The following is a 23,973-nucleotide window of genomic DNA, read 5'->3' on the forward strand; positions in this document are numbered from 1 at the left end:
GGGTGACGGCCTCCCGTGGGTAGGAAGGAAGACGGAGAAGGGTCGTGCCGACAGGAAGGAAGGGTCCGTGGGATCGGTCGAGGACGGGAAGCCGTACCGCTGGGGAGGTCTGTTCGCCGCGCTGGGGGCCATGCGGGCGCTCGCGAAGGGCGGCCGGATCGAGGAGGCGGCGGCACGGGAGGTGGCCGCCGCCACGTCGAACCCCTACAACGAGTGCCGGCGGCTGCTGCGGGAGATCGGGGAACCGTTCTTCCTCGCCCGGGAGCGCGGCGGGAGCGCCGCCGACGCGGCCCTCGTGATCATGGACGACATAGCGCGCCTGACGCCCGCGGGCCGCGCCTCCCGGGACGGCCTGGCCCCGGAGGAGGCGAAGGCCTTCGTCCAGGGCTACGAGGCCCGCTTCGCCGCGTACCGCAAGGCGTGGGAGTCCCTGGCGGGGTGACGGCGGCGGTCACCCCGCGCGCGTGGATGGTCAGAGGTGGGTCGGTTCGAAGATCTTCAGGAGGGCCGGGAGGACGACGACCGAGGGGCCGGGGGTGGCCAGGGACTTCGACAGGTCCGCGGCGAGGGTGTCGGGGGTGGTGAGGACGGCGGGGACGCCGAAGGACCCGGCGAGGGCGACGAAGTCGGGGCGGGTGAGCTCCGTGCCGGTGGCCTCGCCGTAGGCGTCGGTCATGTGCGCGCGGAGGATGCCGTAGCCGCCGTCGTCGACGATCAGCCAGGTGACGTCGAAGCCGTACTGCTTCGCCGTGGCCAGTTCCGCGAGCGAATACATCGCCCCGCCGTCGCCGGAGACCGCGAGGACCGGGACCGTCGGGTCGGCGGCCGCCGCGCCGAGGGCGGACGGGAGGGCGTAGCCGAGGCCGCCGGCGCCCTGCGCGGAGTGCATGGTGTTGGGGTGCCGGGGGTCGAAGGCGGACCACGCCCAGTGGCCGAGGATCGTCATGTCCCAGAAGCTCGGCGCGCGGGGCGGCAGCGCCTCCCGGACGGAGGCCACGAGGCGGCGCTCCAGGGTCAGGTACTGGGCGTCGAGGCGGGCCGCGACCTTGTCGAGGACCGCGCGGACCCGCTCGGGGGCGGTGGCGTCGGTGCGGGGCTCCGTCGTCTCCAGGAGGGCCTGGAGGGCGAGGCGGGCGTCGGCGTGGATGCCGAGGCCCGGGTGGTTGGACTCCAGCTTGCCCGCGTCCGCCTCGATCTGGATCACCCGGCCGCGCGGGGCGAAGGTGTGGTGGTTCGAGGACAGCTCGCCGAGCCCGGAGCCGACCACGAGGAGGACGTCGGCGTCCTCGAGGAAGTCAGTGGTGTGCCGGTCCTCCAGCCAGGACTGGAGGGACAGCGGGTGCTTCCAGGGGAAGGCGCCCTTGCCGCCGAAGGTGGTGACGACCGGCGCGTCGAGCCGCTCGGCGAGTGCGCGGAGCTTGCCGGAGGCGTCGGAGCGGATCACCCCGCCGCCGGCGATGATCGCGGGCCGCTCGGCCGTCGAGAGGAGGTGCGCCGCCAGCGCGGTCAGTTCCGGGCGCGGCGCGAGCTCCTCGGGCGTGGCGTCCATGGCCGTGACGACGGGGAGGATCGTCTCCGCCGTGAGGACGTCCTGCGGGATCTCCACCCAGACCGGGCCGTGCGGGGCGGTGAGCGCCGACTCCCAGGCGGCGGCGATCGCGGACGGGATCTGGGAGTGCGTACGGGCGGTGTGGACGGACTTCACGACGTCCCGGAAGGCGGCCCGCTGGTCGCGGAGCTCGTGGAGGTAGCCGTGCCGGCCGCCGCCGAGCCCGGCCGCGGGGACCTGGCCGGCGATGGCGATGACCGGCGCGGAGGCGGCGGCGGCCTCCTGGAGCGCGGCGAGCGACAGGAGGGCGCCGGGGCCGGTGGAGAGGAGGAGCGGCGCGGCCTCGCCGGTGATGCGGCCGTACGCGTCGGCGGCGAAGCCCGCGTTGTTCTCGGCGCGCAGGCCGATGTAGCGGAGGTCCGAGCGGCGCAGGGCGTCGAACACGCCGAGGGCGTGCCGGCCGGGGAGACCGAAGACCGTCGTGGCGCCGAGGCCGGTGAGGGTCTCGATGACGAGGTCGCCGCCACGCCGCCCCGCGGGTGGGTTCAGGGCGGCTTCCGTCTGTGCGGCGGTGGGGCGCAGGACCAGGTCGTGGTCGTGGGTCATGTCGGAGGTCCCTGGACGTCGTGGTCGGGTGCGGGCCGGTGGTCCGGGATGTGCCCACGCGTCCCTCGCCCGAGGACTTCGTCCGGGGGACCCCCGGCGAAACGCCTGCCCACACCCCGGACCGCCGTCGGCCTCTACTGTGCCGTACGGCTCGCCGCGATCTGGCGGCTCATGATCGTGGTCAGTTCGTACGCCGTGTGGGAGGCGGCGACGGCCGTGATCTCGGCGTGGTCGTAGGCGGGGGCGACCTCCACCACGTCCGCGGAGACCAGGTTGCAGGAGGAGAGGCCGCGGAGGATCTCCAGGAGCTCGCGGGAGGTCATGCCGCCCGCCTCGGGGGTGCCGGTGCCGGGGGCGTGGGCCGGGTCGAGGCAGTCGATGTCGATGGAGATGTACAGCGGGCGGTCGCCGATGCGCTGGCGGAGCTGGTCGGCGACCTCGTCGGCGCCGCGGCGGTAGATGTCCGCGGAGGTGACGATGCCGAAGCCCATCTTCTCGTCGTCCGTCAGGTCCTGCTTGCCGTACAGCGGGCCGCGGGTGCCGACGTGGGAGAGGGCCTCGGTGTCGAGGATGCCCTCCTCGACGGCGCGGCGGAACGGCGTGCCGTGGGTGTACTCGGCGCCGAAGTAGGTGTCCCAGGTGTCCAGGTGGGCGTCGAAGTGGAGCAGGGCGACGGGGCCGTGCTTCTTGGCGACCGAGCGGAGCAGCGGGAGGGCGATGGTGTGGTCGCCGCCGAGGGTCATCATGCGGGCGCCGGTGCCGAGGAGTTCGTCGGCGGCGGCCTCGACGGTCTCGACGGCCTCGTTGATGTTGAACGGGTTGACGGCGATGTCGCCGCCGTCGGCGACCTGCGCGAGGGCGAACGGGGAGGCGTCCTGCGCCGGGTTGTAGGGGCGCAGGAGGCGGGAGGCCTCGCGGATGGCGTTGCCGCCGAAGCGGGCGCCGGGGCGGTAGGAGACGCCGCTGTCGAAGGGGACGCCGACCACGGCGATGTCGGCGGTGCCGACCTCGTCGAGCCGCGGCAGCCGGGCGAACGTGGCGGGACCGGCGTACCGCGGGACGCGGGACGAGTCGATCGGGCCGCGCGGGGTGCTCTGGTCGCTGCTCATGGTCGGTGCCTCCTGGGCTGTCGTCGGGGTGCGGCTCGACCGTAAGTCGCCCGAAAGCCACATTGAAGTGTACGTTTCCTCCACTCGCAGGGCAGGAGATGTACGAAGGGGCCACAGTCGTGACGTTCTCGGAGCCGCTCTCCACTCCTCCGGCCCCGCCGGTGCCGCTCGCCGCGCTGCTCGCCCGCCGGGAGCTGGGGCTCCGGCTGCTCGCCGGGTCCGAGGACGCGGCGCTGCACTGGGTGCACACCTCGGAGATGGCGGACCCGTACCCGTACCTGCTCGGCGGCGAGCTGCTGCTGACGGCGGGCGTGCAGCTGGCGGACCCGGCGCGGTTCGTGGAGCGGTTGGTGGAGGCGGGGGCGGCGGCGCTCGGTTTCGGGGTGACGCCGGTGTACGACACCGTGCCGGCGGAGCTGGTCGAGGCGTGCGTCCGGCACGGGCTTCCGCTGGTCGAGGTGCCGCCGAGGACGCCGTTCGCGGCGGTGGCGCGGGCGCTGTGGCGGCTGATGGCGGAGGCCAGGCTGCGCGAGCTGCGCCGGGTGACGGAGGCCCAGCAGTCTCTGGCGACGGCCGCCGCGCGCCCCGCGCCGGTCCCCGCCGTCCTCCACGCGCTGGCGTCCCGGCTGGGCGGCCGGGCGGTGCTCTTCGACAGGGACGGCACGGAGTCGGCCGCGGCGGGCCGGGAGATTCCAGCGGCGGCCACCGGGGCGCTCGCCGAGCTCGCGGGCCTGGTGGCGCCCGGGCCCGGTCCCGCGTCGGCGAGCGGCGAGGAAGCGGGGCTGCGGCTCGCCGCGTACGCCCTCGGCGGCGGTGACGCGCTCGCGCTCGGCGTGGCGACGGAGCGCCGCGACCCCGGCGACCACACGGTCGCCGGGGTCGCGGTGGTGCTGCTGTCGCTGCTGACCGCCCCGCACGGGGCGACCGACGGGGCGCTGCGGGACGGGGTGCTGACCCGGCTGCTGCTGGGCGCACCGGTGGCGGAGGCGACCGGCGCCCTCTCCCCCGGCCCGTGGACGGTGGTGCACGCCCGGGGCGGCGACGGCACCCCGTTCGCGGCGGCCGCCCTGGCGGCGGCGCTCGGCACGGAGCTGGTCGACCCGGGTCCGACGGTACGGCTCCTGCTGCCGCCGGACGCGCCCGTGGCGGCCCGGCCCGGCTGGACCCTCGGCGTCTCCGCCCCCACCGCCCCCGACGGGCTCCCGGCCGCCGACGCCCAGGCGGCCCGGGCGCTGCGGCGGGCGGAGGCGACCCGGTCGGCCCTGGTCCGCCACCGGGCGGACGGCCTCGCCGGTCTGGTCGACCCGGCGGAGGCCGCCGCCCACGCGCGCGTGCTCCTCGCTCCCCTCGGCGAGGCGCGGGCCGAGACCCTGCGCGTCTGGCTCTCCCTGCACGGCAGCTGGGACCGGACGGCCGCCGCGCTGGGCGTCCACCGCAACACGGTCCGCCAGCGGATCGCCCGCTGCGCGGTCCTCCTCGACCGGGACCTGGACGATCCGGACGTGCGGATGGAGCTGTGGTTCGCCCTGGGACGGAGTGATCAGTAGAGCTTGTTCACGGCCGTCTTCGTCGTGGTGCGGAAGCCGGTCAGCGGGGCGTCGGCGAGGTCGCCCATCTGGCCCCAGCGGACGAAGGTGACGGTGCGGCCGTCGCGGCCGACGGAGAAGAGGTGGATGTCGGTGGTGCCGATCTGCGGCTCGGCGGTGTCCAGGCTGTAGACCCAGGCGCCCTCCTCGACGGCGAGCTTGCCGTGGGAGGCGCTGACGGCCTCCAGGCCCGGGTTCTGCTGCTCCAGGCGGGTGCCGCAGCCGGCGATCGACGTGCGGAGGGTGTCGACCAGCTTCACCGCGTCGGCCTCGGTGCGGGCGACGGTGGTGATCTGGACGCCGTTGGTGTCGAGCTCGGTGGTGAACTCGCGGTAGCGGGTGTTCTGCGCCGGGATCTTGTACTCGGCGCAGAGGGCGCCGCCGTTCTCCGGGACGCCGTTGAAGATCTGGGTGGCGGTCCACGGCGTCGACGACTTCGGCATCTGGGAGGCGGCGAGGAAGGCGGGCTGGGCGGCGGCCTGCGCCGGGGCGGCCGCGAGGGCGGCGAGGCCCAGGGCGGCGGCGGTGGCGGCGAGCGCGGTGCGGAGCTTGGTCATGGTGGTGGTTCCCCCGTCGGGTGGTTCGGTCGGTGCTCCACCAGACTCGGGCCACCGCCCGCCGTCCGGCAACGGTGACGCGCCCGTCGCCCGTCCCGGAACCATTCCACCCCCGCTGACGTGCAAGGACGTGAAGGGTGGGACGCAGGGGCGAGGGGGATGGAATGCCGAAGGACGCCGCGGTCGAGGAGTTCGCGCGGCTCGTGCGCGCGCTGAAGGCGCGCGACGGGAGGAGTTACGAGGCGCTGGGCCGGCGTCTGAGCGTCAGCGCGTCCACCCTCCACCGGTACTGCTCCGGCGCGACCGTCCCGGAGGACTTCGCCGTGGTCGACCGCCTCGCCCTGCTGTGCGGGGCGGGCGAGGAGGAACGGCGGACCCTGGAGGGGGCCTGGACCCGCGCGGACGCCGCCCGCCGCCCGTCGGCGCCGGACCCCGGCACGGAGCGGGAGCCCATGCCCGCGCCCGCGCCGGAGGCGACTCCGGCGTCCGCGCCGGAGCCCGGCCCCGAGCCGACGCCTGTGCCGGAGCCCGCGCACGCGCGCGTGCCGGGCCTCCCGTCCGGGCGGCGGCGCCGCCGGTGGGCGTGGGCGGGCCTGGTCGGCGGGGCGGTGGCGGTGCTCGCGGCGGTGACGCTCGGAGTCGTACTCCTGCCGGAGAGGGCGGAGGTCCCGGCGCCCCCGCCGTTGACCTGGACGGTCGCCTCGCACGTCTGGGCGAACGGATGCGGGCACACCTATCTCGCGGGGCGCACGCCCGGCCCCCCGCCCGTGCCGGCCGACGCGCGGCGGTGGGCGGAGGCGGCGGGGGCGGTGCACGGCGGGGAGACGCTGGTGCGGGTGTCGGTGCAGGGGAAGGGCGCGTCGGCCGTGGTGCTCCAGGCGCTGCACGTGCGGGTGGTGGAGCGGGCGGCGCCGCTGCCGTGGGCGGCGTACCGGATGGACGACGGGTGCGGCGGTGCGGTGACGCCGCGCCGTTTCGAGGTGGACCTGGACCGGCCGCGGCCGGTGGCGCGGGCGCTGGACGGGTACGACGCCTCCGGGGCGGAGGGCCGGACCCTGCCCGCCGTCACCTTCCCGTACGCGGTCACCGCCACCGGCCCCGAGGAGCTGCTCGTCACGGCGCGGACGGCGGGGTGCGACTGCCGCTGGTACCTGGAGCTGGAGTGGAGCGCCGAGGGGCGGAGCGGCACGGTGCGGATCGGGGACGAGGAGGGGGAACCCTTCCGGACGAGCGGGGTGGGGGGAAGGCCGGTGTACGGGTACGACTCCGGGGGACGGGCCTGGATCACAGGCCGGGAGTCTGGACAGGGCGGGTGACCGCTGGGTAACTTCGGACCTGACAGACTGAGCAAGCGCTTAGACAACTGGGCCCGCACACCGGAGGAGTCGCACCGTGCGCCGTACCGTATTCAACGAGGACCACGAGGCGTTCCGGGAGACCATCCGGGCCTTCATCGAGGCCGAGGTCGTCCCCGTCTACGACGAGTGGTTCGCGGCCGGCCAGGCGCCGCGCGACTTCTACTACAAGCTCGGCGAGCTGGGCATCTTCGGCATCAACGTGCCGGAGGAGTTCGGCGGCGCCGGCCTCGACACCCACAAGTTCGAGGCCGTCCTCTACGAGGAGACCTCCCGCGCCGGCGTGCAGTTCGGCGGCTCCGGCGTGCACGTGCTGCTCGCCCTGCCGTACATCAAGATGCTCGCCACCGAGGACCAGAAGAAGCGCTACCTGCCGAAGTTCGTCTCCGGCGAGGAGATGTGGGCCCTCGCGATGACCGAGCCGGGCACCGGTTCCGACGTCGCGGGCATGAAGACCACCGCCAAGCTCTCCGAGGACGGCACCCACTACGTCCTCAACGGCGCCAAGACCTTCATCACCGGCGGCGTCCACGCCGACCGCGTCATCGTCTGCGCCCGCACCTCGGCCCCGTCCGAGGACGACCGCCGCTTCGGCATCTCGCTCTTCGCCGTCGACACCAAGTCCGAGGGCTACTCGATCGGCCGCAAGCTCGACAAGCTCGGCCTGAAGACCTCCGACACCGCCGAGCTCGCCTTCGTCGACGTCAAGGTCCCCGTCGAGGACCTGCTCGGCGAGGAGGGCAAGGGCTTCTATTACCTCGGCCACAACCTGGCCTCCGAGCGCTGGGGCATCGCCTTCGGCGCCTACGCCCAGGCCAAGGCCGCCGTCCGCTTCGCCCAGCAGTACGTGCAGGAGCGCACCGTCTTCGGCAAGCCGGTCGCCCACTTCCAGAACACCAAGTTCGAGCTGGCCGCCTGCCAGGCCGAGGTGGACGCCGCCGAGGCCGTCGCCGACCGCGCCCTGGAGGCCCTGGACGCGGGCGAGCTGACCCCGGCCGAGGCCGCCTCCGCCAAGCTCTTCTGCACCGAGGTCGCGCACCGCGTCATCGACCGCTGCCTCCAGCTGCACGGCGGCTACGGCTACATGAACGAGTACCCGATCGCCCGCCTGTACGCCGACAACCGCGTCAACCGCATCTACGGCGGCACCAGCGAGATCATGAAGTCGATCATCGCGAAGAGCATGGGCCTGTAAGTGCCCGAAGCGCCCTCCGCACTGGATGACCTGCTCGCCCTCCTCGACCTGGAGCGGATCGAGCAGGACATCTTCCGGGGACAGTCCCGGTCCGCGATCGTCCCCCGCGTCTTCGGCGGCCAGGTGGCCGCCCAGGCGCTGGTGGCCGCGGGCCGGACCGTCCCCGCGGACCGTCTCGCGCACTCCCTGCACGCGTACTTCCTCGTGCCGGGCGACCCGGGCGCGCCGATCGTCTACGAGGTCGACCGGATCCGGGACGGGCGGTCCTTCACCACCCGGCGGGTGGTGGCCGTCCAGCACGGGCAGCCGATCTTCCACCTCTCCGCGTCCTTCCAGACGCACGAGGAGGGGCTCGACCACCAGGCGGAGATGCCGGCCGCGCCCGACCCGGACGCGCTGCCGACCGCCGAGGAGACGCTCCCCCGGCACCTGCCGGAGGACATCGCCCGGCGCCTCGTCGAGGCCCGCGGCGCCGTCGACCTGCGGTACGCCGACACTCCGCCGTGGGGCTCCGTCGGCGAGCCGCGCGCACCGCGCTCGCAGGTCTGGTTCCGCACCGCCGGCAAGCTCTCCGACGACCCCTTGCTGCACGTGGTGCTCGCCACCTACGTCTCCGACATGACCCTGCTCGACTCGGTGCTGCTCGCCCACGGGCGCGGCGGCTGGGCCGTCGGGGACGTGGTCGGCGCCTCCCTCGACCACGCGATGTGGTTCCACCGGCCGTTCCGGGCCGACGAGTGGCTCCTCTACGACCAGGAGTCGCCGTCCTCCTCCGGCGGACGCGGCCTCGGCCAGGCCAGGATCTGGACGCGGGACGGGCGGCTCGCGATCTCCGTCATCCAGGAGGGTGTCGTTCGCGTCCCGCGCTGACGACCGGACATACCGTCCGATGTCATGACAGAGGCACGGACGGACAACGGCGAGAGCACCTTCACGGTGATCGTGGCGGCGGGCGCGAACCTCGGGATCGCGGTCGCCAAGGCCGTGGCGGGCGTCATCAGCGGTTCGAGCGCGATGCTTTCGGAGGCCGCCCACTCGGTCGCCGACACCGTCACCGAGGTCATGCTGCTCACCGCGCTCAAGCGGAGCGAGAAGCCCGCCGACGAGGACCACCCCGTCGGGCACGCGGGCGAGCGGTACGTGTGGGCGATGCTCGCCGCCGTCGCCACCTTCGTCGGCGGCGCCGTCTTCTCCCTCTACGACGGCATCCACACCCTCACCCACGGCGAGGAGCTCGGCGACCCGCTCGTCTCCTACGTCGTCCTCGGCGTCGCCTTCGTCCTGGAGGCCTTCTCCCTGCGGACCGGCGTCAAGCAGGTCAAGGCGGAGGCGGAACGGATGCGGGCGCCGTTCGCCGACTACCTGCGGCTCACCCCCGACACCACCGTGAAGGCGGTGGTCCTGGAGGACTCGGCGGCCCTCGCCGGCCTGATGCTCGCGGCCGGCGGCCTCCTCGGCGGCCAGATCACCGGTTCCGGCGTCTGGGACGGCGTCGCCTCGATCCTCATCGGCTGCCTGCTCGTGTACGTGGCCTGGGTCCTGGGCCGCGCCAACGCCCGGCTCCTCATCGGCCGCCCGCTGCCCCGCCCCATGCGGGCGGAGGTGCGGGAGGAGCTGCTCGGCGTCGCGCACGTGGTGGACGTCCTCGACCTGATCACCCTGATCCAGGGCCCCGGCGAGGTGATGGTCGCCGCGAAGGTCGACTTCCGGGACGTGGTGACGGCGGCGGAGGTGGAGCGGGCCTGCGAACAGGCGGAGGCGCGCCTCCGGGCCCGCTTCCCCTCGGTGCGGCGGGTCTACCTGGACCCGACGCCGGGGCCGTCAGACCAGTAGGCCCGCCGCGTTCAGCAGGTACGCCGTCAGCGGCTCGTAGAAGCGCGGGTCCACGACGTGGTCGTCGAGCGGGACGGTCACCTTCATGGTGCCCTCGGCCTCGGCGAGGAAGAGCGCCGGGTCGTTGCAGTCCGCGTAGCCGACGGAGTCGATGCCGCGCTGCGCGGCGCGGCCGGCCCAGCCGTGGTCGGCGACGACGAGGTCCGGCGCGGCCTCGCCGAGCAGGGCGAGGCCGTCGAGGATCGCGTTCATCGGCTCCGGCGAGTGGGTGTGCCAGAGGCTGGCGCCGCGCTCGAAGACGGCGACGTCCGCGAACTGCACGACGTACCCCTCGTCGGCGACGAGCCCGCCGGGGATCCGCACGATGTCGCAGCCCTGCGCGCGGAGCGCGGCGGCGACCCTGCCGTGCGCGTCGATCAGCGCGCCGGGGTGGCCGGTCGCGAAGAGCACGCGCTGCCGGGCGGCGGCGGCCTCCTTCAGCCGGGCGGCCATCCGGTCGAGGGCGTCGACGGTCAGCTCGGGGTCGATGGTGTCCTGCCCGGCGCGGTGGGCCGGGTCGTCGACGACGCCGCAGCGCTCGGCCATCACGGCGAGCACGTCCTGCTCGTCCGTCCACCGGTCCCCGAGCTCCAGGCCGAGCCAGTAGTGCCGGTCGCCGTTGGCGAGCTTGCGGTAGTGGTCGAGGTTGTTCTCGCGGGGGGTGGCGACGTCGCCCGCGATGCGGCTGCGGACGAGGTGCTCGACGAGGGCGTCACGGCTGAGTATCGGCATGCCGCTCATTTTGCCGCGCCGGGGCCTTCACCGTGCGGATCGTCCGGACTCCGGCCCCCGGCCCCCGGGGCGGCCGGAGCGTCCAGAGCGTCCAGAGCGGCCGGAGCGTCCAGGGCGGCCGGGGCGGCGAGCAGTCCGCGCACCTCCGGCGCGGTGCCGGACAGCTCGCCCAGCAACTCCTCCACGGTGGCGGTGGATTCCGCGAAGATCCCCCGGCCGGCCGGGGTGAGCCGCACGTCGAAGCCCCGCCGGTCGGTGGCGCAGGGCCGGCGCTCGGCGTATCCGGCGTCCACCATCTGCGCGAGCAGCCGGGAGACCTGGGGCTGACTCCGGGAGACGCGGGCGCTCAGCTCGCCGGCGCGGAGCCAGTCGTCCTCCCGGTCCATGACGTCCATGATCTCGAAGGCGCTGACGCACAGGCCGTACGTGTCGGAGAGCAGGCGCTCCGCGGCCTGGACGATCTGCGCGCCGGCGCGGACCGTGGCCATCCAGCGGTCGGTCAGGGGTGCTTCGGTCACGCCCCGATCCTAGGCGTGCCCCCGCCCCTTGTCTATGCATGTGCATGGATGTAGCGTTCGGCCGAATTCAATGCATGCGCATGGATCTGATTCCGTGCGAGAAGGGACCCCCATGAACCAGCGGACGCCGGCACCCCCGGCCCCGGCCCCCTCCCCCGCCGCCCCCACTGCCCCCGCCGCTCCCGCCAGGGCCCCCTGGACCGCGCTGGTCGTGGTCGGCGTCGCCCAGCTGATGGTGATGCTCGACTCGACCGTCGTGAACGTGGCCCTCCCCTCCATCGGAGCGGACCTGCCCGCGGACCGGACGGCCCTCCAGTGGACGGTCAGCGCCTACGTCCTGCTGTTCGGCAGCCTCCTCCTCTTCGGCGGCCGGGTCTCCGACGTCTTCGGCCGGCGCCGCACCTTCCTCACCGGGCTCGCCCTGTTCGCCGCGGCCTCCGCGCTCTGCGGCGTCGCCGCCGACCAGGAACTGCTGGTCGGCGGACGCGCCGCGCAGGGCGTCGGCGCCGCGCTGCTCTCCGCGGCCGCCCTCTCGATCGTCCTGGAGGTCTACCAGGACGAGGAGCAGCGCAGGACCGCGCTGACCGTCTGGAGCGGCCTCGGCGTGATCGGCGCCACCATCGGCGTCGTCCTCGGCGGACTGATCGTCACCGCCGTCGACTGGCGCTGGGCCTTCCTCATCAACCTCCCCGTCAGCGTCGCGGCCCTCGTCGGCGCCCTGCGCTCCCTGCCGTCGCCGCACACCGCCTCCGACCGCAGGCTCCGGCTCCCCTCGGCCGTCGTGTCCACGGCCGCACTCGCCGCCCTCTCCTTCGGCCTGATCCGCCTCCACGAGGGCTTCGGCGACCGCACCGCCTGGATGAGCCTCGCCGCCGCGGTGGTCCTCCTCGCCCTGGTGACCTTCATGGAGCTGGGCAAGGACGACCCGCTGCTCCCGCTGCACCTGCTGCGCAAGCCGACCTACTGGCTGTCCAGCATCGGCCTGCTCCTGGTCGCCTGCGTGATGATCGGCAGCTCCTTCCTGGCCAGCCAGTACTTCCAGCAGGTCCACGGGATGAGCGCCTTCGTCACCGGCCTCTCCCTGCTGCCCATGGGCCTGGCCGCGCTCGTCGTCGCCACGGTCGCGCCCGCCCTCGTCGGCGCGCTCGGGCCGGGCGGGACGTACGCGCTCGGCGCCGCGCTCCACCTCGTCGGCGCGGGTGTCCTCGCCACCGGCCCCGACTCGGTCCGGCTGACGATCGTGGCGCTCGCCGTCGTCGGTGCGGGCCTCCCGGCCTGCTTCGTCCCCCTCTTCGGCATCGGCACCTCACACGTCGAGGTGGCGGAGTCGGGCGTCGGCTCCGGCCTGCTGAACACCTTCAACGAGAGCGGCGCCGCCCTGGGCATCGCCGTGATCGGCACCCTCCTGGCCACCACCGTCGACGGCCGCCTCGGCGAGGGCGCCTCCGCCCGGGACGCCACCGCCTCCGGCGTCGCCAACGGCTTCCTGGCCCTCGCGGTCTGCTCCGCCGTCGCCCTCGTCATCGCGCTCGTCCTGCGCCGGCTCACCCGCGGGAAGCGGCCGGCGGCGGCGTAGTCACGGAACGGCGGCGCGGGCGCCGGCGGGGTTCAGACCGCCAGGGCGCCCAGCGCGCCGTGGGTGAGGTTGCGCAGGAGGCGTTCCATCTCGGCGCGCTCCAGGGGGGCGCCGAGGTGCGGGGTGGAGTTGAGGAGGCCGAAGACCGCGTGCACCGCCGCCCGCACCTCCGGCTCGGACGCCGCCGGGTACAGGGCGCGCACCACGTCGACCCACAGTTCGACGTACTGGCGCTGGAGCTGCCGGACGCGCTTGCGGTCCTCGTCCTTGAGCCGGTCGAGCTCGCGGTCGTGCAGGGTGATGAGCGGCCGGTCGTCGAGGGCGAAGTCGATGTGCCCGTCGATGAGCGCGGCCAGCAGGGCCGCCGGGTCGCCGGGCGACTCCGCGACCCGCAGCCGGCCGCCGGCGAGGAGCCGCTCGCTGATGCCGACGAGCAGCTCGGCGAGCATCGCGTCCTTGCCGGGGAAGTGCCGGTAGAGCCCGGGGCCGCTGATGCCGACCGCGGCCCCTATCTCGTCGACCCCCACCCCGTGGAACCCGCGCGCGGCGAAGAGACGGGCGGCCTCCTTGAGGATCTGCTCGCGGCGGGTCGGCGCGTCCATCCGGGCGTGCGTCGGGGTCGGGCTCGTACTCATGCCCTCCATCCTAGACAACCTGGTTAGCGGTCGTTAACCTGGGCCGCGTACGTTAACGCTCATTAACCGAACAAGGGAGATCGGTCGATGCGGCAGGCACCTGTGCTGTCGAGCGCGGCAGATCCCGCCTCGGCGGCCTGGCGGGCCAACGAGGCGGCGCACCAGGAGCTCTCGGAGACGCTGCGGGCCAAGCTGGCCGAGGCCGCGCTCGGAGGCGGTGAGAAGTCCCGGGCCCGGCACACCGCGCGAGGGAAGCTGCTGCCGCGCGACCGGGTGGACACCCTCCTGGACCCGGGTTCGCCCTTCCTGGAGCTGGCCCCGCTCGCGGCGAACGGCATGTACGGCGACCAGGCCCCGGCCGCCGGCGTCATCGCCGGCATCGGCCGGGTCTCCGGCCGCGAGTGCGTGATCGTCGCCAACGACGCCACGGTCAAGGGCGGCACCTACTACCCGATGACGGTGAAGAAGCACCTGCGGGCGCAGGAGGTGGCACTCGACAACCGCCTCCCCTGCCTCTACCTCGTCGACTCCGGCGGCGCCTTCCTGCCGATGCAGGACGAGGTCTTCCCGGACCGCGAGCACTTCGGCCGGATCTTCTACAACCAGGCCCGCATGTCCGGCGCCGGCATCCCGCAGATCGCCGCCGTCATGGGCTCCTGCACGGCCGGCGGCGCGTACGTCCCCGCGATGAGCGACGAGGCCGTGATCGTCCGGAACCAGGGCACGATCTTCCTCGGCGGCCCGCCGCTGGTGAAGGCCGCCACCGGCGAGGTCGTCACGGCGGAGGAGCTGGGCGGCGGCGAGGTCCACTCGCGGATCTCCGGCGTCACCGACCACCTCGCGGAGGACGACGCGCACGCGCTGCGGATCGTCCGGAACATCGTGGCGACCCTCCCCGAGCGGGGCCCGCTGCCGTGGTCCGTCGAGCCGGTCGAGGAGCCGAAGGTCGACCCGTACGGGCTGTACGGCGCCGTCCCGGTCGACTCCCGCACCCCGTACGACGTGCGCGAGGTCATCGCCCGCGTGGTGGACGGCTCCCGCTTCCAGGAGTTCAAGTCCGAGTACGGCCAGACCCTCGTCACCGGCTTCGCCCGCATCCACGGCCACCCGGTCGGGATCGTCGCCAACAACGGCATCCTCTTCGCCGAGTCCGCCCAGAAGGGCGCGCACTTCATCGAGCTGTGCGACCAGCGCGGCATCCCGCTGGTCTTCCTCCAGAACATCACCGGCTTCATGGTCGGCAAGGCGTACGAGCACGGCGGCATCGCCAAGCACGGCGCCAAGATGGTCACCGCGGTCGCCACCACGCGCGTCCCGAAGCTGACGGTCGTCGTCGGCGGCTCCTTCGGCGCGGGCAACTACTCGATGTGCGGCCGGGCCTACTCCCCCCGCTTCCTGTGGATGTGGCCCAACGCCAAGATCTCCGTCATGGGCGGCGAGCAGGCCGCCTCGGTCCTCGCCACGGTCAAGCGCGACCAGCTCGGGGACGCGTGGAGCGCCGACGAGGAGGAGGCGTTCAAGGCGCCGATCCGCGAGCAGTACGAGACGCAGGGCAGCGCCTACTACGCGACCGCCCGCCTCTGGGACGACGGCGTGATCGACCCGCTGGAGACCCGGCAGGTGCTCGGTCTCGCGCTGACCGCCTGTGCCAACGCGCCCCTGGGTGACCCCCAGTTCGGCGTCTTCCGGATGTGAGGACCCTGACGATGCAGCACATGTTCGACACCGTCCTCGTCGCCAACCGGGGCGAGATCGCGGTCCGCGTCATCCGCACCCTGCGGGCGCTCGGCGTCCGCTCGGTCGCGGTGTACAGCGACGCCGACGCCGACGCCCGGCACGTGCGGGAGGCCGACACGGCGGTACGCATCGGGCCCGCCGCGGCCTCGGAGTCGTACCTCTCCGTCCCCGCCCTCCTGGACGCGGCCCGCCGCACCGGGGCGCAGGCCGTCCACCCCGGCTACGGCTTCCTCGCCGAGAACGCGGCCTTCGCGCGCGCCTGCGCGGACGCGGGCCTCGTCTTCATCGGCCCGTCCGCCGAGGCGATCGCCCTCATGGGCGACAAGATCCGGGCCAAGGAGACCGTGAAGGCGGCGGGCGTGCCCGTCGTCCCGGGCGACGCCGACCCCCGGGTGGCCGAGGCCGCGCGGGAGATGGGCCCGCCCGTCCTGCTGAAGCCCAGCGCGGGCGGCGGCGGCAAGGGCATGCGCCTGGTGCGGGACCTGACGGTCCTGGACGAGGAGATCGCGGCGGCCCGCCGCGAGGCCCGCGCCTCCTTCGGTGACGACACGCTCCTCGTGGAGCGGTGGATCGACCGCCCCCGGCACATCGAGATCCAGGTCCTCGCGGACGCGCACGGGAACGTGGTGCACCTCGGCGAGCGCGAGTGCTCGCTCCAGCGCCGCCATCAGAAGATCATCGAGGAGGCTCCGAGCGTCCTCCTGGACGAGGCGACCCGCGCGGCGATGGGCGCGGCGGCGGTGGAGGCGGCCCGGTCCTGCGGCTACGTCGGCGCGGGCACGGTCGAGTTCATCGTCCCGGGCGGCGACCCGTCCCAGTACTACTTCATGGAGATGAACACCCGCCTCCAGGTCGAGCACCCGGTGACCGAGCTGGTCACCGGCCTGGACCTGGTGGAGTGGCAGCTCCGCGTCGCGGCGGGCGAACCGCTCGGCTTCTCCCAGGACGACGTCCGCCTCGACGGCTGGGCGGTCGAGGCCCGCATCTGCGCCGAGGACCCGTCCCGCGGCTTCCTCCCGTCGGGCGGCACGGTCCTCGCCCTCCACGAGCCGTCGGGCGACGGCGTCCGGACGGACTCCGGCCTCCTGGAGGGCACCGAGGTCTCGTCCCTCTACGACCCGATGCTGTCGAAGGTCATCGTCCACGCGAAGGACCGCCCCACGGCCCTCCGCAAGCTCCGCGCGGCCCTGGCCGACCTCACCACCCTCGGCGTCCCCACGAACGCGGGCTTCCTCCGCCGTCTCCTGGCCCACCCGGACGTGGTCTCGGGCGCGATGGACACCGGTCTGGTGGAGCGGGACGCGGAGTCGCTGGTCCCGGCGGGCGTGCCGGACGAGGTGTACGCGGCGGCCGCCGCCGTACGCCGGACCGGGCTCGCGCCGCGGCCGCGCGAGGGCTGGACGGACCCGTTCGACGCGCCGGACGGCTGGCGCCTCGGCGGCACGCCGAAGCCGCTCGCCTTCCCGCTGCGCGTACCGGGACTCGAACCCGTCGTGGTGGAGGCGCCGGCGGGCGCCCGCGTCACCGGCACCGGTGTCACCGTCGTCCTCGACGGCGTCACCCACACCTTCCGCCGGGCCGGCGCCTGGCTCGGCCGGGACGGCGACTCCTGGCACGTCATGGACCACGACCCGGTGGCCGCGGCGCTCTCCGGGGCGCGGCACGGCGGGGCGGACACGCTGGCCGCGCCGATGCCCGGCACCGTCACCGTGGTCAAGGTGGCGGTCGGGGACGAGGTGGAGGCCGGGCAGAGCCTGCTCGTCGTCGAGGCGATGAAGATGGAGCACGTCATCTCCGCCCCGCACGCCGGCACCGTCACCGAACTGGACGTCACGCCCGGGACGACCGTCGCCATGGACCAGGTCCTGGCCGTCGTCACCCCCCGCGAGGAGGCCGCGGAATGACCGCCCTGCCCATGACCGTCCCCGACCCGGCGCTGCCCGCCCGGGTCAGGATCCACGAGGTCGGCCCCCGGGACGGGCTGCAGAACGAGAAGACGGCCGTCCCGACCGGGGTGAAGGCGGAGTTCATCCGGCGGCTCGCCGCCGCCGGTCTCCCCACCGTCGAGGCGACCAGCTTCGTGCACCCGAAGTGGGTGCCCCAGCTGGCCGACGCGGAGGCCCTGTTCCCGCTCGTCCACGGACTGCCCGTCCGCCTGCCGGTCCTCGTGCCGAACGAGCGCGGCCTCGACCGGGCGCTCGCGCTCGGCGCCCGCGAGGTCGCCGTCTTCGCCTCCGCCACCGAGTCCTTCGCCAAGGCCAACCTCAACCGGACCGTCGACGAGGCGCTCGCCATGTTCGAGCCGGTCGTCATCCGGGCCATAGAGGCCGGCCTGAAGGTCCGCGGCTATCTGTCGATGTGCTTCGGCGACCCCTGGGAGGGCGCCGTCCCCGTCGAGCAGACCGTCCGCGTCTCCAAGGCGCTCGCCGACATGGGCTGCGACGAGCTGAGCCTCGGCGACACCATCGGCGTCGCCACCCCCGGCCACGTCCAGCGGCTCCTGCGGGAGCTGAACGAGGCCGGGGTCCCCACCTCCCGCCTCGCCGTGCACTTCCACGACACCTACGGGCAGGCGCTGTCGAACACGCTGGCCGCGCTGCGGCACGGCGTCACGACGGTGGACGCCTCCGCGGGCGGCCTCGGCGGCTGCCCGTACGCCAAGTCCGCCACCGGCAACCTCGCCACCGAGGACCTGGTGTGGATGCTCGACGGCCTCGGCATCGAGACCGGGGTCGACCTGGCCGCCCTCACCGCCACGAGCGTGTGGATGGCCGAACAGCTGGGCCGCCCGAGCCCGTCCCGTACCGTCCGCGCCCTCTCCCACAAGGAGTCCTGAGCATGTCCCTCGACCACCGGCTCTCCGCAGAGCACGAGGAACTCCGCCGCACCGTCGAGGCCTTCGCCCACGACGTCGTGGCGCCGAAGATCGGCGACTACTACGAGCGCCACGAGTTCCCGTACGAGATCGTCGCCGAGATGGGCCGCATGGGCCTCTTCGGCCTGCCGTTCCCGGAGGAGTACGGCGGCATGGGCGGCGACTACCTCGCCCTCGGCATCGCCCTGGAGGAGCTGGCCCGCGTCGACTCCTCCGTCGCCATCACCCTGGAGGCGGGCGTCTCGCTCGGCGCGATGCCGCTGCACCTCTTCGGCACCGAGGAGCAGAAGCGGCAGTGGCTGCCGAAGCTGTGCGCCGGCGAGGTGCTCGGCGCCTTCGGCCTGACCGAGCCCGGCGCGGGCTCGGACGCGGGCGGCACCCGCACCACCGCCGTCCGGGACGGCGACCACTGGGTCATCAACGGCTCGAAGTGCTTCATCACCAACTCCGGCACGGACATCACCGGTCTGGTGACGGTCACGGCCGTCACCGGCCGCAAGCCCGACGGCCGCCCGCTGATCTCCTCGATCATCGTCCCGTCCGGCACCCCCGGCTTCACCGTCGCCGCCCCCTACTCGAAGGTCGGCTGGAACGCCTCGGACACCCGCGAGCTCTCCTTCGACGACGTCCGCGTCCCGGTGGAGAACCTCCTCGGCGAGGAGGGCCGCGGCTACGCCCAGTTCCTCCGCATCCTCGACGAGGGCCGGGTCGCCATCGCCGCCCTCGCCACCGGCCTCGCGCAGGGCTGCGTCGACGAGTCCGTGAAGTACGCGAAGGAACGTCACGCCTTCGGCCGTCCGATCGGCGACAACCAGGCCATCCAGTTCAAGCTCGCCGACATGGAGACGCGCGCCCACATGGCCCGCATCGGCTGGCGCGACGCCGCCTCCCGCCTGGTCATGGGGGAGCCCTTCAAGAAGGAGGCGGCGATCGCCAAGCTGTACTCCTCCACCGTCGCCGTCGACAACGCCCGCGAGGCGACCCAGATCCACGGCGGCTACGGCTTCATGAACGAGTACCCGGTGGCCCGCATGTGGCGCGACTCCAAGATCCTGGAGATCGGCGAGGGCACCAGCGAGGTCCAGCGCATGCTGATCGCCCGCGAACTGGGCTTCGCCGGCTGAGCCCCCGGCGCCCCGCGCCCGCCGCACCGGACCGTGTGCGGCGGGCGCGCCCCGTTCCGGGCCCCTGGGGGGTCAGCCGGTGCCCGGGCGGGCGCTCGGCGAGACGTAGGCGTCGAACGCGCGCCAGCCGGGGGCCGAGGGGAGGCGGGTGACGGGCCAGTCCGCGGCGTAGGCGGGCGGGGTCCTGCCGGCGTGGACGACGACGACGAGCGGCCGGTGCCGGGCCAGCTCGGCCAGGCCCGCCTCGGTGATGCTGCCGTCGTGGCCGCGCGGCTGGCGGGAGGAGCAGCCGGTGTAGTAGCCGATCGGCACGTACTCGCGGCCGGTCACCGTGCACGGCGGGCGGACGCCGAGGGCTCCCAGGGCGGCGGCGACGCCGGTGAACTGGGCGCGCACCGATCGGCTGTAGCCGACGGCCCGGTCCAGGACGGCGTACTGCACGGCGAGGTGGGCGAGGAAGCCGGCGGCGAGCAGCCCCGCGACGAACGGCCGGCGGGCCGGGCGCACCGCGCCGACCGCCCCCAGGAGGCACTCCGCGACGGGGAGGGCCAGCAGGGCGTAGGCGGGCAGCAGGAAGCGGGGGGCCGCGTACCCGATCGTGAAGAGGTACGGGAACGCCAGCGAGGCGGCGGTGACGGTCGCGAGGACGACGGCGGTCCCCCGGCCGGCCCGGACGGCGGCGACGAGACCGCCGGCGACCAGGAGCGGCAGCGGGAACCACCACACCGCCGTCCACGGGTGGTCCCACGGCACGTCGCACGGCCGGCACAGGGTGCGGCCGGCGAGCGCCCGCACGTGGTCGTCGACGGCGAAGTGCCGGCCCAGGGTTCCCTGGATCTCCCCGGCGCGGTGCAGCCGGGCGGCGAGACCGCCGTACGAGGTGTACGCCTCCACCACCCACGGCACGGCGCCGAGCACCAGTCCGGCGACCGTCACGGCCGGCAGCACGGGGCGGCGCCAGGCCGGGACCAGGAGCGCGACGGCGGTCAGCGGCAGCGCGAGCCAGAGCCCGTCGGCCGGCCGCAGCAGCGTGACGCCGGCGACGGCGGCGCCGAGCCCGGCCACCGACCGGCGGTCCCGCCCCGGCGGGGCGACGGCGCGCAGGAGGCAGCCGACGGCGGCGAGCGCCCCGAAGGCGCACCACAGGTTGGGCATCACGCGCGGCCCGTAGAAGAGCGTGACCCACAGCCCGGCGAAGAGCGCGCCCGCGACGGCGAGCACCCGCACCGGCAGCACCGGCCGCCACAGCCACAGCACTCCGAGCAGCGCGGCGCCGGAGAGCAGCGCGAGGTAGAGCCGGATGACTCCGGTGGAGGCGGTGAACGCCGCCACGGGGGCGACGAGATAGCTGATGCCCCGGGCGCGCGGCGCGCTGAAGTAGGCGGGCGGGGCGTTGCCGCCGACCTGGCTGACGTACACCGCCTCGTCCCAGCCGAGCCCGGTTCCCGGCACGGCCAGCGCCAGTTGGGCGAGGACGAAGGCCACGGCGACGGCGACCAGGGGCCACGCCCGGCCCGGCGGCCGGCGGCCTCCCGTGGGCTGCGGATCGCGCGGGGACCGCGGACGGGCACGTGCTTCGGGGGTCGTCATCCCGTCCACCCTCGGCGCGCCCGGCACCCCGGGCGCGGCGGCGCGCCGCACGACGGGCCCCCGGCACCCCGACAGGAGCAGTGGGGGCGGCCCCGGCCGGGAAGGACGACGCGGGCCCCGGCGGAGGACCGTACTCCGCCGGGGCCCGCGCCGGCCTCGGGGCCGTACCGCCTACGCGAAGCGGGCGATCGGGTTCACCAGGTCGCCGACGAGCTGGAGCGCGCCGGACGGGTCCGCCAGGTCGACCATCTGCTTGTTGTTGCGCAGCTGGAGGCGGTTCAGGGCGGACAGGGCGAAGGTCTCCGCGAACATGTCGTACTGCGCGAAGCGGTCCGCCAGCTCCGGCTTGGAGTCCTGGTAGCGCCTCACGCAGTCGGCGACCGCGCGCCAGAAGACGTCCTCGGCGACCGTGCCCTCGGCCGCCAGGGTCGCCCCCAGGAAGCGGAAGAAGCAGTCGAAGACGTCCGTGAAGACGGACAGGAGCTTCATGGACTCGGGGACGTCGGCGCGGATCCGCTCCACCGCCGGCGGGAGGACCGCCTGCGGGTCCATCACGCAGATCTCCTCGGCGATGTCCTTGAAGATCGCCCGGTCGACCGCGCCGCGCTCGTCCAGGACCAGGATCACGTTCTCGCCGTGCGGCATGTAGACCAGGTCGTAGGCGTAGAAGCAGTGCAGGACCGGCATGAGGTACGCGTCGAGGTAGCCGCGCAGCCAGGCCTCCGGCGCCAGGCCGGACTCCTTGATCAGGGCGCCCGCGAAGGACGCGCCCGCGTGGTCGACGTGCAGCAGCGACGCCATCGTCGCCAGCCGCTCGCCCTCCGCGAGCCGCTCCACCGGCGACTCGCGCCAGAGGGCGGCGAGCATCTTGCGGTAGGGCGAGTAGCGGTCCGTGGCGGCCTCGTACTCCAGGTGCCGGTAGCCGACCGCCGCCCGCTCGCGGATGATCGAGAAGCGGGCCGCCTTGAGGACGGAGTCCGACTCGATCAGCTGCGCCAGCCAGTCGTTGATGGCCGGCGTCGCCTCCATGTAGGCGGCCGAGAGCCCGCGCATGAAGCCCATGTTGAGGACCGACAGGGCGGTCTTCACGTAGTGCTTGGCCGGGTCGGAGGTGTTGAAGAAGGTGCGGATCGACTGCTGCGCCAGGTAGGCGTCCTCGCCCTCGCCGAGGTACACCAGGCGCTGCTGCGCCACCTCGGCGGCGAAGGTCACCGACAGCTTGTTCCACCACTGCCAGGGGTGGGCCGGCATGAGGAGGTAGTCGGCGAGGTCCAGGCCGAGGCCGGCGAGGATGCCGGCGAAGCGGTCGACGGCGGCGTCGCCGAGCTCGGCGCGGATGAAGGCGTCGTACTCGATGCCGGCGCCGGCGGTGAAGGCGGCCCGGTCGCGGCGGGCGGCCAGCCACACCAGGTGGATCGGGCTGGCGGCCTCGGGGGCGTAGGCGCGGTACTCGTCGACGCCGAAGCCGAGGCGGCCGTTGTTGGCGACGAAGCAGGGGTGGCCCTCGGTCATGCCGGTCTCGATGGCCTGGAAGTCCGCGCGGGCCAGCTCGGCGGCGGGCACCTGCGGCTTGGTCGCCTTGTAGGCGGTGCCGGCGAGGGTGGAGGAGATCTCCTCCAGGTAGACCGGGAGGATCTCGTCGCTGAGGCCGAGCGAGCCGCGCAGCTCGGTGACGAACCGGAGCGCGTCGAGGGGGAGCTGTTCGTCGCCCCGGTGACAGCTGATCGACTCGGGGTAGACCTGCCAGTGGTCGAGGGCGAAACGGTCCGCGGTGAAGCGGTACTCGGTGGCGCCGTCGTCGCTGAGCACCCGGTAGCGGGACTCGCCCAGCTCCTGCGGGTTCAGCAGCCGCTCGTGGGCGAACTCGGCGAGGCCCTTGCGGACGAGCGCGCGGTTGGCGGCGGCCCAGCGCTCGGGGGTGAGGTGGGAGACGGGGTTCATCGAGTCTTCCTTCGCGGATACCCCCGGCTTCAGCCGGGGGAGGAAACGTGCTCCCGCGTGAGCGGGCAGGGAAGCCGATTCGCCGCCAGGGCGGATCGGCGTGCACCAAAACCACTGGTGAGGGGCGCCAAACAGGATGGTGGGGCTCAGCTGTCAGTCATCCCGGCTAGGTTTGGATGCATGACGACAGAAGCGATCACGGGGGCGACTGGCCATTGTCGGTACACCTACCGTCTGCGCCTGTCGTCGTCGGCCCGGACCGCACTTGCGGCGGAGTGGGACCGGGCGCGTTGGGTGTGGAACGAGTGCGTCGCCAAGTCCAAGGCCGTGCACGCGCGCAACCGGGCGACCGGCGAGAAGGAGACCTGCGGTCCGGTGCAGCTCGCGGCGATGCTGACCGAGGCCCGTGCCCGTACGCCCTGGCTGGCCGAGGGCGCGTGCGTCCCGCAGCAGCAATCGATACGCGACTTCGGCAAGTCCCGGGCCAAGGCCCTGAAGGACATCAAGGCCAGACTGCCGATGCGGCAGCGGGCCGGGATGCCGAAGTACAAGAAGAAGCGCGAGGCGCTGCCCACCCTCGAATACACCCGCCGCGGGTTCCGCCTCAAAGAGGGCCGGCTGCATCTGGCGGGTGGGATCGTCGTGCGGCCAGTGTGGTCGCGCCGGCTGCCCGAGCCGCCGTCCTCGGTGCGCGTGTACCGGGATGCGGTCGGGCACTGGTGGGCGTCGTTCGTCGTCCCCGCCGTGACCGAGGCCCTGCCCGGGACCGGGCATGTGATCGGGATCGACTGGGGCGTCAAGGAGACCGCCACCACCACGTCCGACGCACACGACCTTCCCCATGCCCAGCACGGGAAGACGGCTGCGCAGAAACTCGCCCGCTACCAGCGGATGACGGCCCGTCGCCGCCCGGCGAAGGGACAGGCCGGATCGAAGGGCTATCGCGAGGCGAAGCGGCAGGCTGCGAAGCTGCACCGCAAGGTCGCCGCCCAGCGCCAGGACACCGGCCGTAAGTGGGCCAAGTCCGTGGTCCGCGATCACGACGCCATCGCCGTGGAGGACTTCCGCCCCGAGTTCCTCGCGAAGACCACCATGGCCCGCAAGGCGGCAGACGCTGCGATCAGCGCCACGAAGAAAGCCCTGGTGGAGATGGCCCGCAAGCACGGGCGCATCGTGCACCTGGTTCACCCCGCGCACACCACCATGGACTGCGCGCAGTGCGGAGCGAGAACCAAGCACGTACTTCCCCTATCCGAACGGACGTATGCCTGCACCGCGTGCGGCGCCGTGTCCCCGAGGGACAAGAACAGCGCCCACGTGATGCTGGTCCGGGCTGGTCTTCAACCCGGCTAGTGCTGATCGTGTAAGACCTGCGCCCCGCCGGGGGGCAGGCAACGTGAGCTAGGAATCCCCCTC

19 protein-coding genes and 1 pseudogene are annotated in these 23,973 nt (G+C 73.9%); 12 read left to right on the top strand and 8 right to left on the bottom strand.

Annotated features, from left to right (window positions below; all coding sequences use genetic code 11):
* Positions 1 to 67 precede the first annotated feature (67 nt).
* Positions 68 to 442: a hypothetical protein gene (locus tag IE245_RS06100; protein ID WP_189945691.1), complete on the top strand. Its 375-nt coding sequence runs from the start codon at positions 68 to 70 to the stop codon at positions 440 to 442.
* A 30-nt stretch (positions 443 to 472) separates the two neighbouring features.
* Here the strand turns inward: IE245_RS06100 and IE245_RS06105 are convergent, their stop codons facing one another.
* Positions 473 to 2,155: a thiamine pyrophosphate-binding protein gene (locus tag IE245_RS06105; RefSeq protein ID WP_189945692.1), complete on the bottom strand. Its 1,683-nt coding sequence runs from the start codon at positions 2,153 to 2,155 to the stop codon at positions 473 to 475.
* 134 nt (positions 2,156 to 2,289) lie between these two features.
* Entirely contained in the window at positions 2,290 to 3,264 is a 975-nt protein-coding gene (speB, locus tag IE245_RS06110; protein ID WP_189945693.1) for an agmatinase, read from the bottom strand.
* Between the two features lie 98 nt (positions 3,265 to 3,362).
* Here speB and IE245_RS06115 point away from each other — a divergent pair, with 98 nt between their 5' ends.
* Positions 3,363 to 4,811: a PucR family transcriptional regulator ligand-binding domain-containing protein gene (locus IE245_RS06115; protein ID WP_189945694.1), complete on the top strand. Its 1,449-nt coding sequence runs from the start codon at positions 3,363 to 3,365 to the stop codon at positions 4,809 to 4,811.
* On the opposite strand, the gene IE245_RS06120 is transcribed toward IE245_RS06115, so the two are convergent.
* Positions 4,805 to 5,407 carry a hypothetical protein gene (locus IE245_RS06120; protein WP_189945695.1) on the bottom strand — a complete coding sequence of 201 codons (603 nt, stop codon included), beginning with the start codon at positions 5,405 to 5,407 and terminating at the stop codon, positions 4,805 to 4,807. The genes IE245_RS06115 and IE245_RS06120 overlap by 7 nt on opposite strands.
* Before the next feature lie 164 nt (positions 5,408 to 5,571).
* Between IE245_RS06120 and IE245_RS06125 the strand changes: the two genes are divergently transcribed.
* From IE245_RS06125 to IE245_RS06140, 4 genes are all read left to right on the top strand, one after another.
* Positions 5,572 to 6,723, top strand: a complete 1,152-nt coding sequence (locus IE245_RS06125; RefSeq protein ID WP_189945696.1) for a helix-turn-helix domain-containing protein — start codon at positions 5,572 to 5,574, stop codon at positions 6,721 to 6,723.
* A 76-nt stretch (positions 6,724 to 6,799) separates the two neighbouring features.
* Positions 6,800 to 7,957, top strand: a complete 1,158-nt coding sequence (locus IE245_RS06130) for an acyl-CoA dehydrogenase family protein (protein WP_189945697.1) — start codon at positions 6,800 to 6,802, stop codon at positions 7,955 to 7,957.
* Positions 7,958 to 8,827 carry an acyl-CoA thioesterase gene (locus IE245_RS06135; RefSeq protein ID WP_189945698.1) on the top strand — a complete coding sequence of 290 codons (870 nt, stop codon included), beginning with the start codon at positions 7,958 to 7,960 and terminating at the stop codon, positions 8,825 to 8,827.
* A gap of 24 nt (positions 8,828 to 8,851) precedes the next feature.
* Positions 8,852 to 9,790, top strand: a complete 939-nt coding sequence (locus IE245_RS06140) for a cation diffusion facilitator family transporter (RefSeq protein WP_189945699.1) — start codon at positions 8,852 to 8,854, stop codon at positions 9,788 to 9,790.
* Here IE245_RS06140 and IE245_RS06145 read toward each other — a convergent pair.
* Together IE245_RS06145 and IE245_RS06150 are read right to left on the bottom strand one after the other, a co-directional pair.
* Positions 9,779 to 10,561 (bottom strand): phosphatase, encoded by a 783-nt coding sequence (locus IE245_RS06145; protein WP_189945700.1) that lies wholly within the window; start codon positions 10,559 to 10,561, stop codon positions 9,779 to 9,781. The genes IE245_RS06140 and IE245_RS06145 overlap by 12 nt on opposite strands.
* A gap of 5 nt (positions 10,562 to 10,566) precedes the next feature.
* Complete coding sequence (locus IE245_RS06150; protein WP_189945701.1) at positions 10,567 to 11,079, bottom strand: MarR family winged helix-turn-helix transcriptional regulator; 513 nt, start codon at positions 11,077 to 11,079, stop codon at positions 10,567 to 10,569.
* Between the two features lie 112 nt (positions 11,080 to 11,191).
* On the opposite strand from IE245_RS06150, the gene IE245_RS06155 reads away from it, so the two are divergent.
* Positions 11,192 to 12,655, top strand: coding sequence for an MFS transporter (locus IE245_RS06155; RefSeq protein WP_189945702.1), 1,464 nt, complete (start codon positions 11,192 to 11,194; stop codon positions 12,653 to 12,655).
* A 32-nt stretch (positions 12,656 to 12,687) separates the two neighbouring features.
* Here IE245_RS06155 and IE245_RS06160 read toward each other — a convergent pair whose 3' ends face one another.
* Complete coding sequence (locus tag IE245_RS06160; RefSeq protein ID WP_189945703.1) at positions 12,688 to 13,290, bottom strand: SACE_7040 family transcriptional regulator; 603 nt, start codon at positions 13,288 to 13,290, stop codon at positions 12,688 to 12,690.
* A gap of 87 nt (positions 13,291 to 13,377) precedes the next feature.
* Here IE245_RS06160 and IE245_RS06165 point away from each other — a divergent pair, with 87 nt between their 5' ends.
* Genes IE245_RS06165 through IE245_RS06180 form a run of 4 tightly spaced genes read left to right on the top strand, consistent with a single transcriptional unit; the run spans position 13,378 to position 19,026 of the window.
* Positions 13,378 to 14,985 (top strand): carboxyl transferase domain-containing protein, encoded by a 1,608-nt coding sequence (locus IE245_RS06165; RefSeq protein ID WP_189945704.1) that lies wholly within the window; start codon positions 13,378 to 13,380, stop codon positions 14,983 to 14,985.
* A gap of 20 nt (positions 14,986 to 15,005) precedes the next feature.
* Positions 15,006 to 16,931 carry an ATP-binding protein gene (locus tag IE245_RS06170; protein ID WP_189945857.1) on the top strand — a complete coding sequence of 642 codons (1,926 nt, stop codon included), beginning with the start codon at positions 15,006 to 15,008 and terminating at the stop codon, positions 16,929 to 16,931.
* On the top strand, positions 16,928 to 17,863 hold the full coding sequence (locus IE245_RS06175) for a hydroxymethylglutaryl-CoA lyase (protein WP_189945705.1): 936 nt from the start codon (positions 16,928 to 16,930) through the stop codon (positions 17,861 to 17,863). The genes IE245_RS06170 and IE245_RS06175 overlap by 4 nt, the downstream gene beginning before the upstream one ends.
* A gap of 2 nt (positions 17,864 to 17,865) precedes the next feature.
* Complete coding sequence (locus IE245_RS06180; RefSeq protein WP_189945706.1) at positions 17,866 to 19,026, top strand: acyl-CoA dehydrogenase family protein; 1,161 nt, start codon at positions 17,866 to 17,868, stop codon at positions 19,024 to 19,026.
* A 72-nt stretch (positions 19,027 to 19,098) separates the two neighbouring features.
* Here IE245_RS06180 and IE245_RS06185 read toward each other — a convergent pair whose 3' ends face one another.
* Positions 19,099 to 20,616, bottom strand: coding sequence for a hypothetical protein (locus tag IE245_RS06185; protein WP_229851102.1), 1,518 nt, complete (start codon positions 20,614 to 20,616; stop codon positions 19,099 to 19,101).
* Positions 20,617 to 20,787: 171 nt separating this feature from the next.
* Positions 20,788 to 22,557 (bottom strand): IucA/IucC family protein, encoded by a 1,770-nt coding sequence (locus tag IE245_RS06190; protein WP_189945707.1) that lies wholly within the window; start codon positions 22,555 to 22,557, stop codon positions 20,788 to 20,790.
* A 180-nt stretch (positions 22,558 to 22,737) separates the two neighbouring features.
* Between IE245_RS06190 and IE245_RS06195 the strand changes: the two are divergent.
* Positions 22,738 to 23,929, top strand: a pseudogene (locus IE245_RS06195) (RNA-guided endonuclease InsQ/TnpB family protein); the annotation flags it as partial.
* Positions 23,930 to 23,973: the final 44 nt, after the last annotated feature.

The organism is Streptomyces roseolus, assembly GCF_014649855.1.
GTDB lineage: Bacteria > Actinomycetota > Actinomycetes > Streptomycetales > Streptomycetaceae > Streptomyces > Streptomyces roseolus.

Coding starts and splice junctions, on each gene's coding strand:
- IE245_RS06105 (WP_189945692.1), bottom strand. CDS start 2,155: ATGACCCACGACCACGACCTGGTCCTGCGCCCCACCGCCGCACAGACG.
- speB (WP_189945693.1), bottom strand. CDS start 3,264: ATGAGCAGCGACCAGAGCACCCCGCGCGGCCCGATCGACTCGTCCCGC.
- IE245_RS06115 (WP_189945694.1), top strand. CDS start 3,363: ATGTACGAAGGGGCCACAGTCGTGACGTTCTCGGAGCCGCTCTCCACT.
- IE245_RS06120 (WP_189945695.1), bottom strand. CDS start 5,407: ATGACCAAGCTCCGCACCGCGCTCGCCGCCACCGCCGCCGCCCTGGGC.
- IE245_RS06125 (WP_189945696.1), top strand. CDS start 5,572: ATGCCGAAGGACGCCGCGGTCGAGGAGTTCGCGCGGCTCGTGCGCGCG.
- IE245_RS06140 (WP_189945699.1), top strand. CDS start 8,852: ATGACAGAGGCACGGACGGACAACGGCGAGAGCACCTTCACGGTGATC.
- IE245_RS06145 (WP_189945700.1), bottom strand. CDS start 10,561: ATGCCGATACTCAGCCGTGACGCCCTCGTCGAGCACCTCGTCCGCAGC.
- IE245_RS06155 (WP_189945702.1), top strand. CDS start 11,192: ATGAACCAGCGGACGCCGGCACCCCCGGCCCCGGCCCCCTCCCCCGCC.
- IE245_RS06160 (WP_189945703.1), bottom strand. CDS start 13,290: ATGAGTACGAGCCCGACCCCGACGCACGCCCGGATGGACGCGCCGACC.
- IE245_RS06165 (WP_189945704.1), top strand. CDS start 13,378: ATGCGGCAGGCACCTGTGCTGTCGAGCGCGGCAGATCCCGCCTCGGCG.
- IE245_RS06170 (WP_189945857.1), top strand. CDS start 15,006: ATGTTCGACACCGTCCTCGTCGCCAACCGGGGCGAGATCGCGGTCCGC.
- IE245_RS06175 (WP_189945705.1), top strand. CDS start 16,928: ATGACCGCCCTGCCCATGACCGTCCCCGACCCGGCGCTGCCCGCCCGG.
- IE245_RS06180 (WP_189945706.1), top strand. CDS start 17,866: ATGTCCCTCGACCACCGGCTCTCCGCAGAGCACGAGGAACTCCGCCGC.
- IE245_RS06185 (WP_229851102.1), bottom strand. CDS start 20,616: ATGACGACCCCCGAAGCACGTGCCCGTCCGCGGTCCCCGCGCGATCCG.
- IE245_RS06190 (WP_189945707.1), bottom strand. CDS start 22,557: ATGAACCCCGTCTCCCACCTCACCCCCGAGCGCTGGGCCGCCGCCAAC.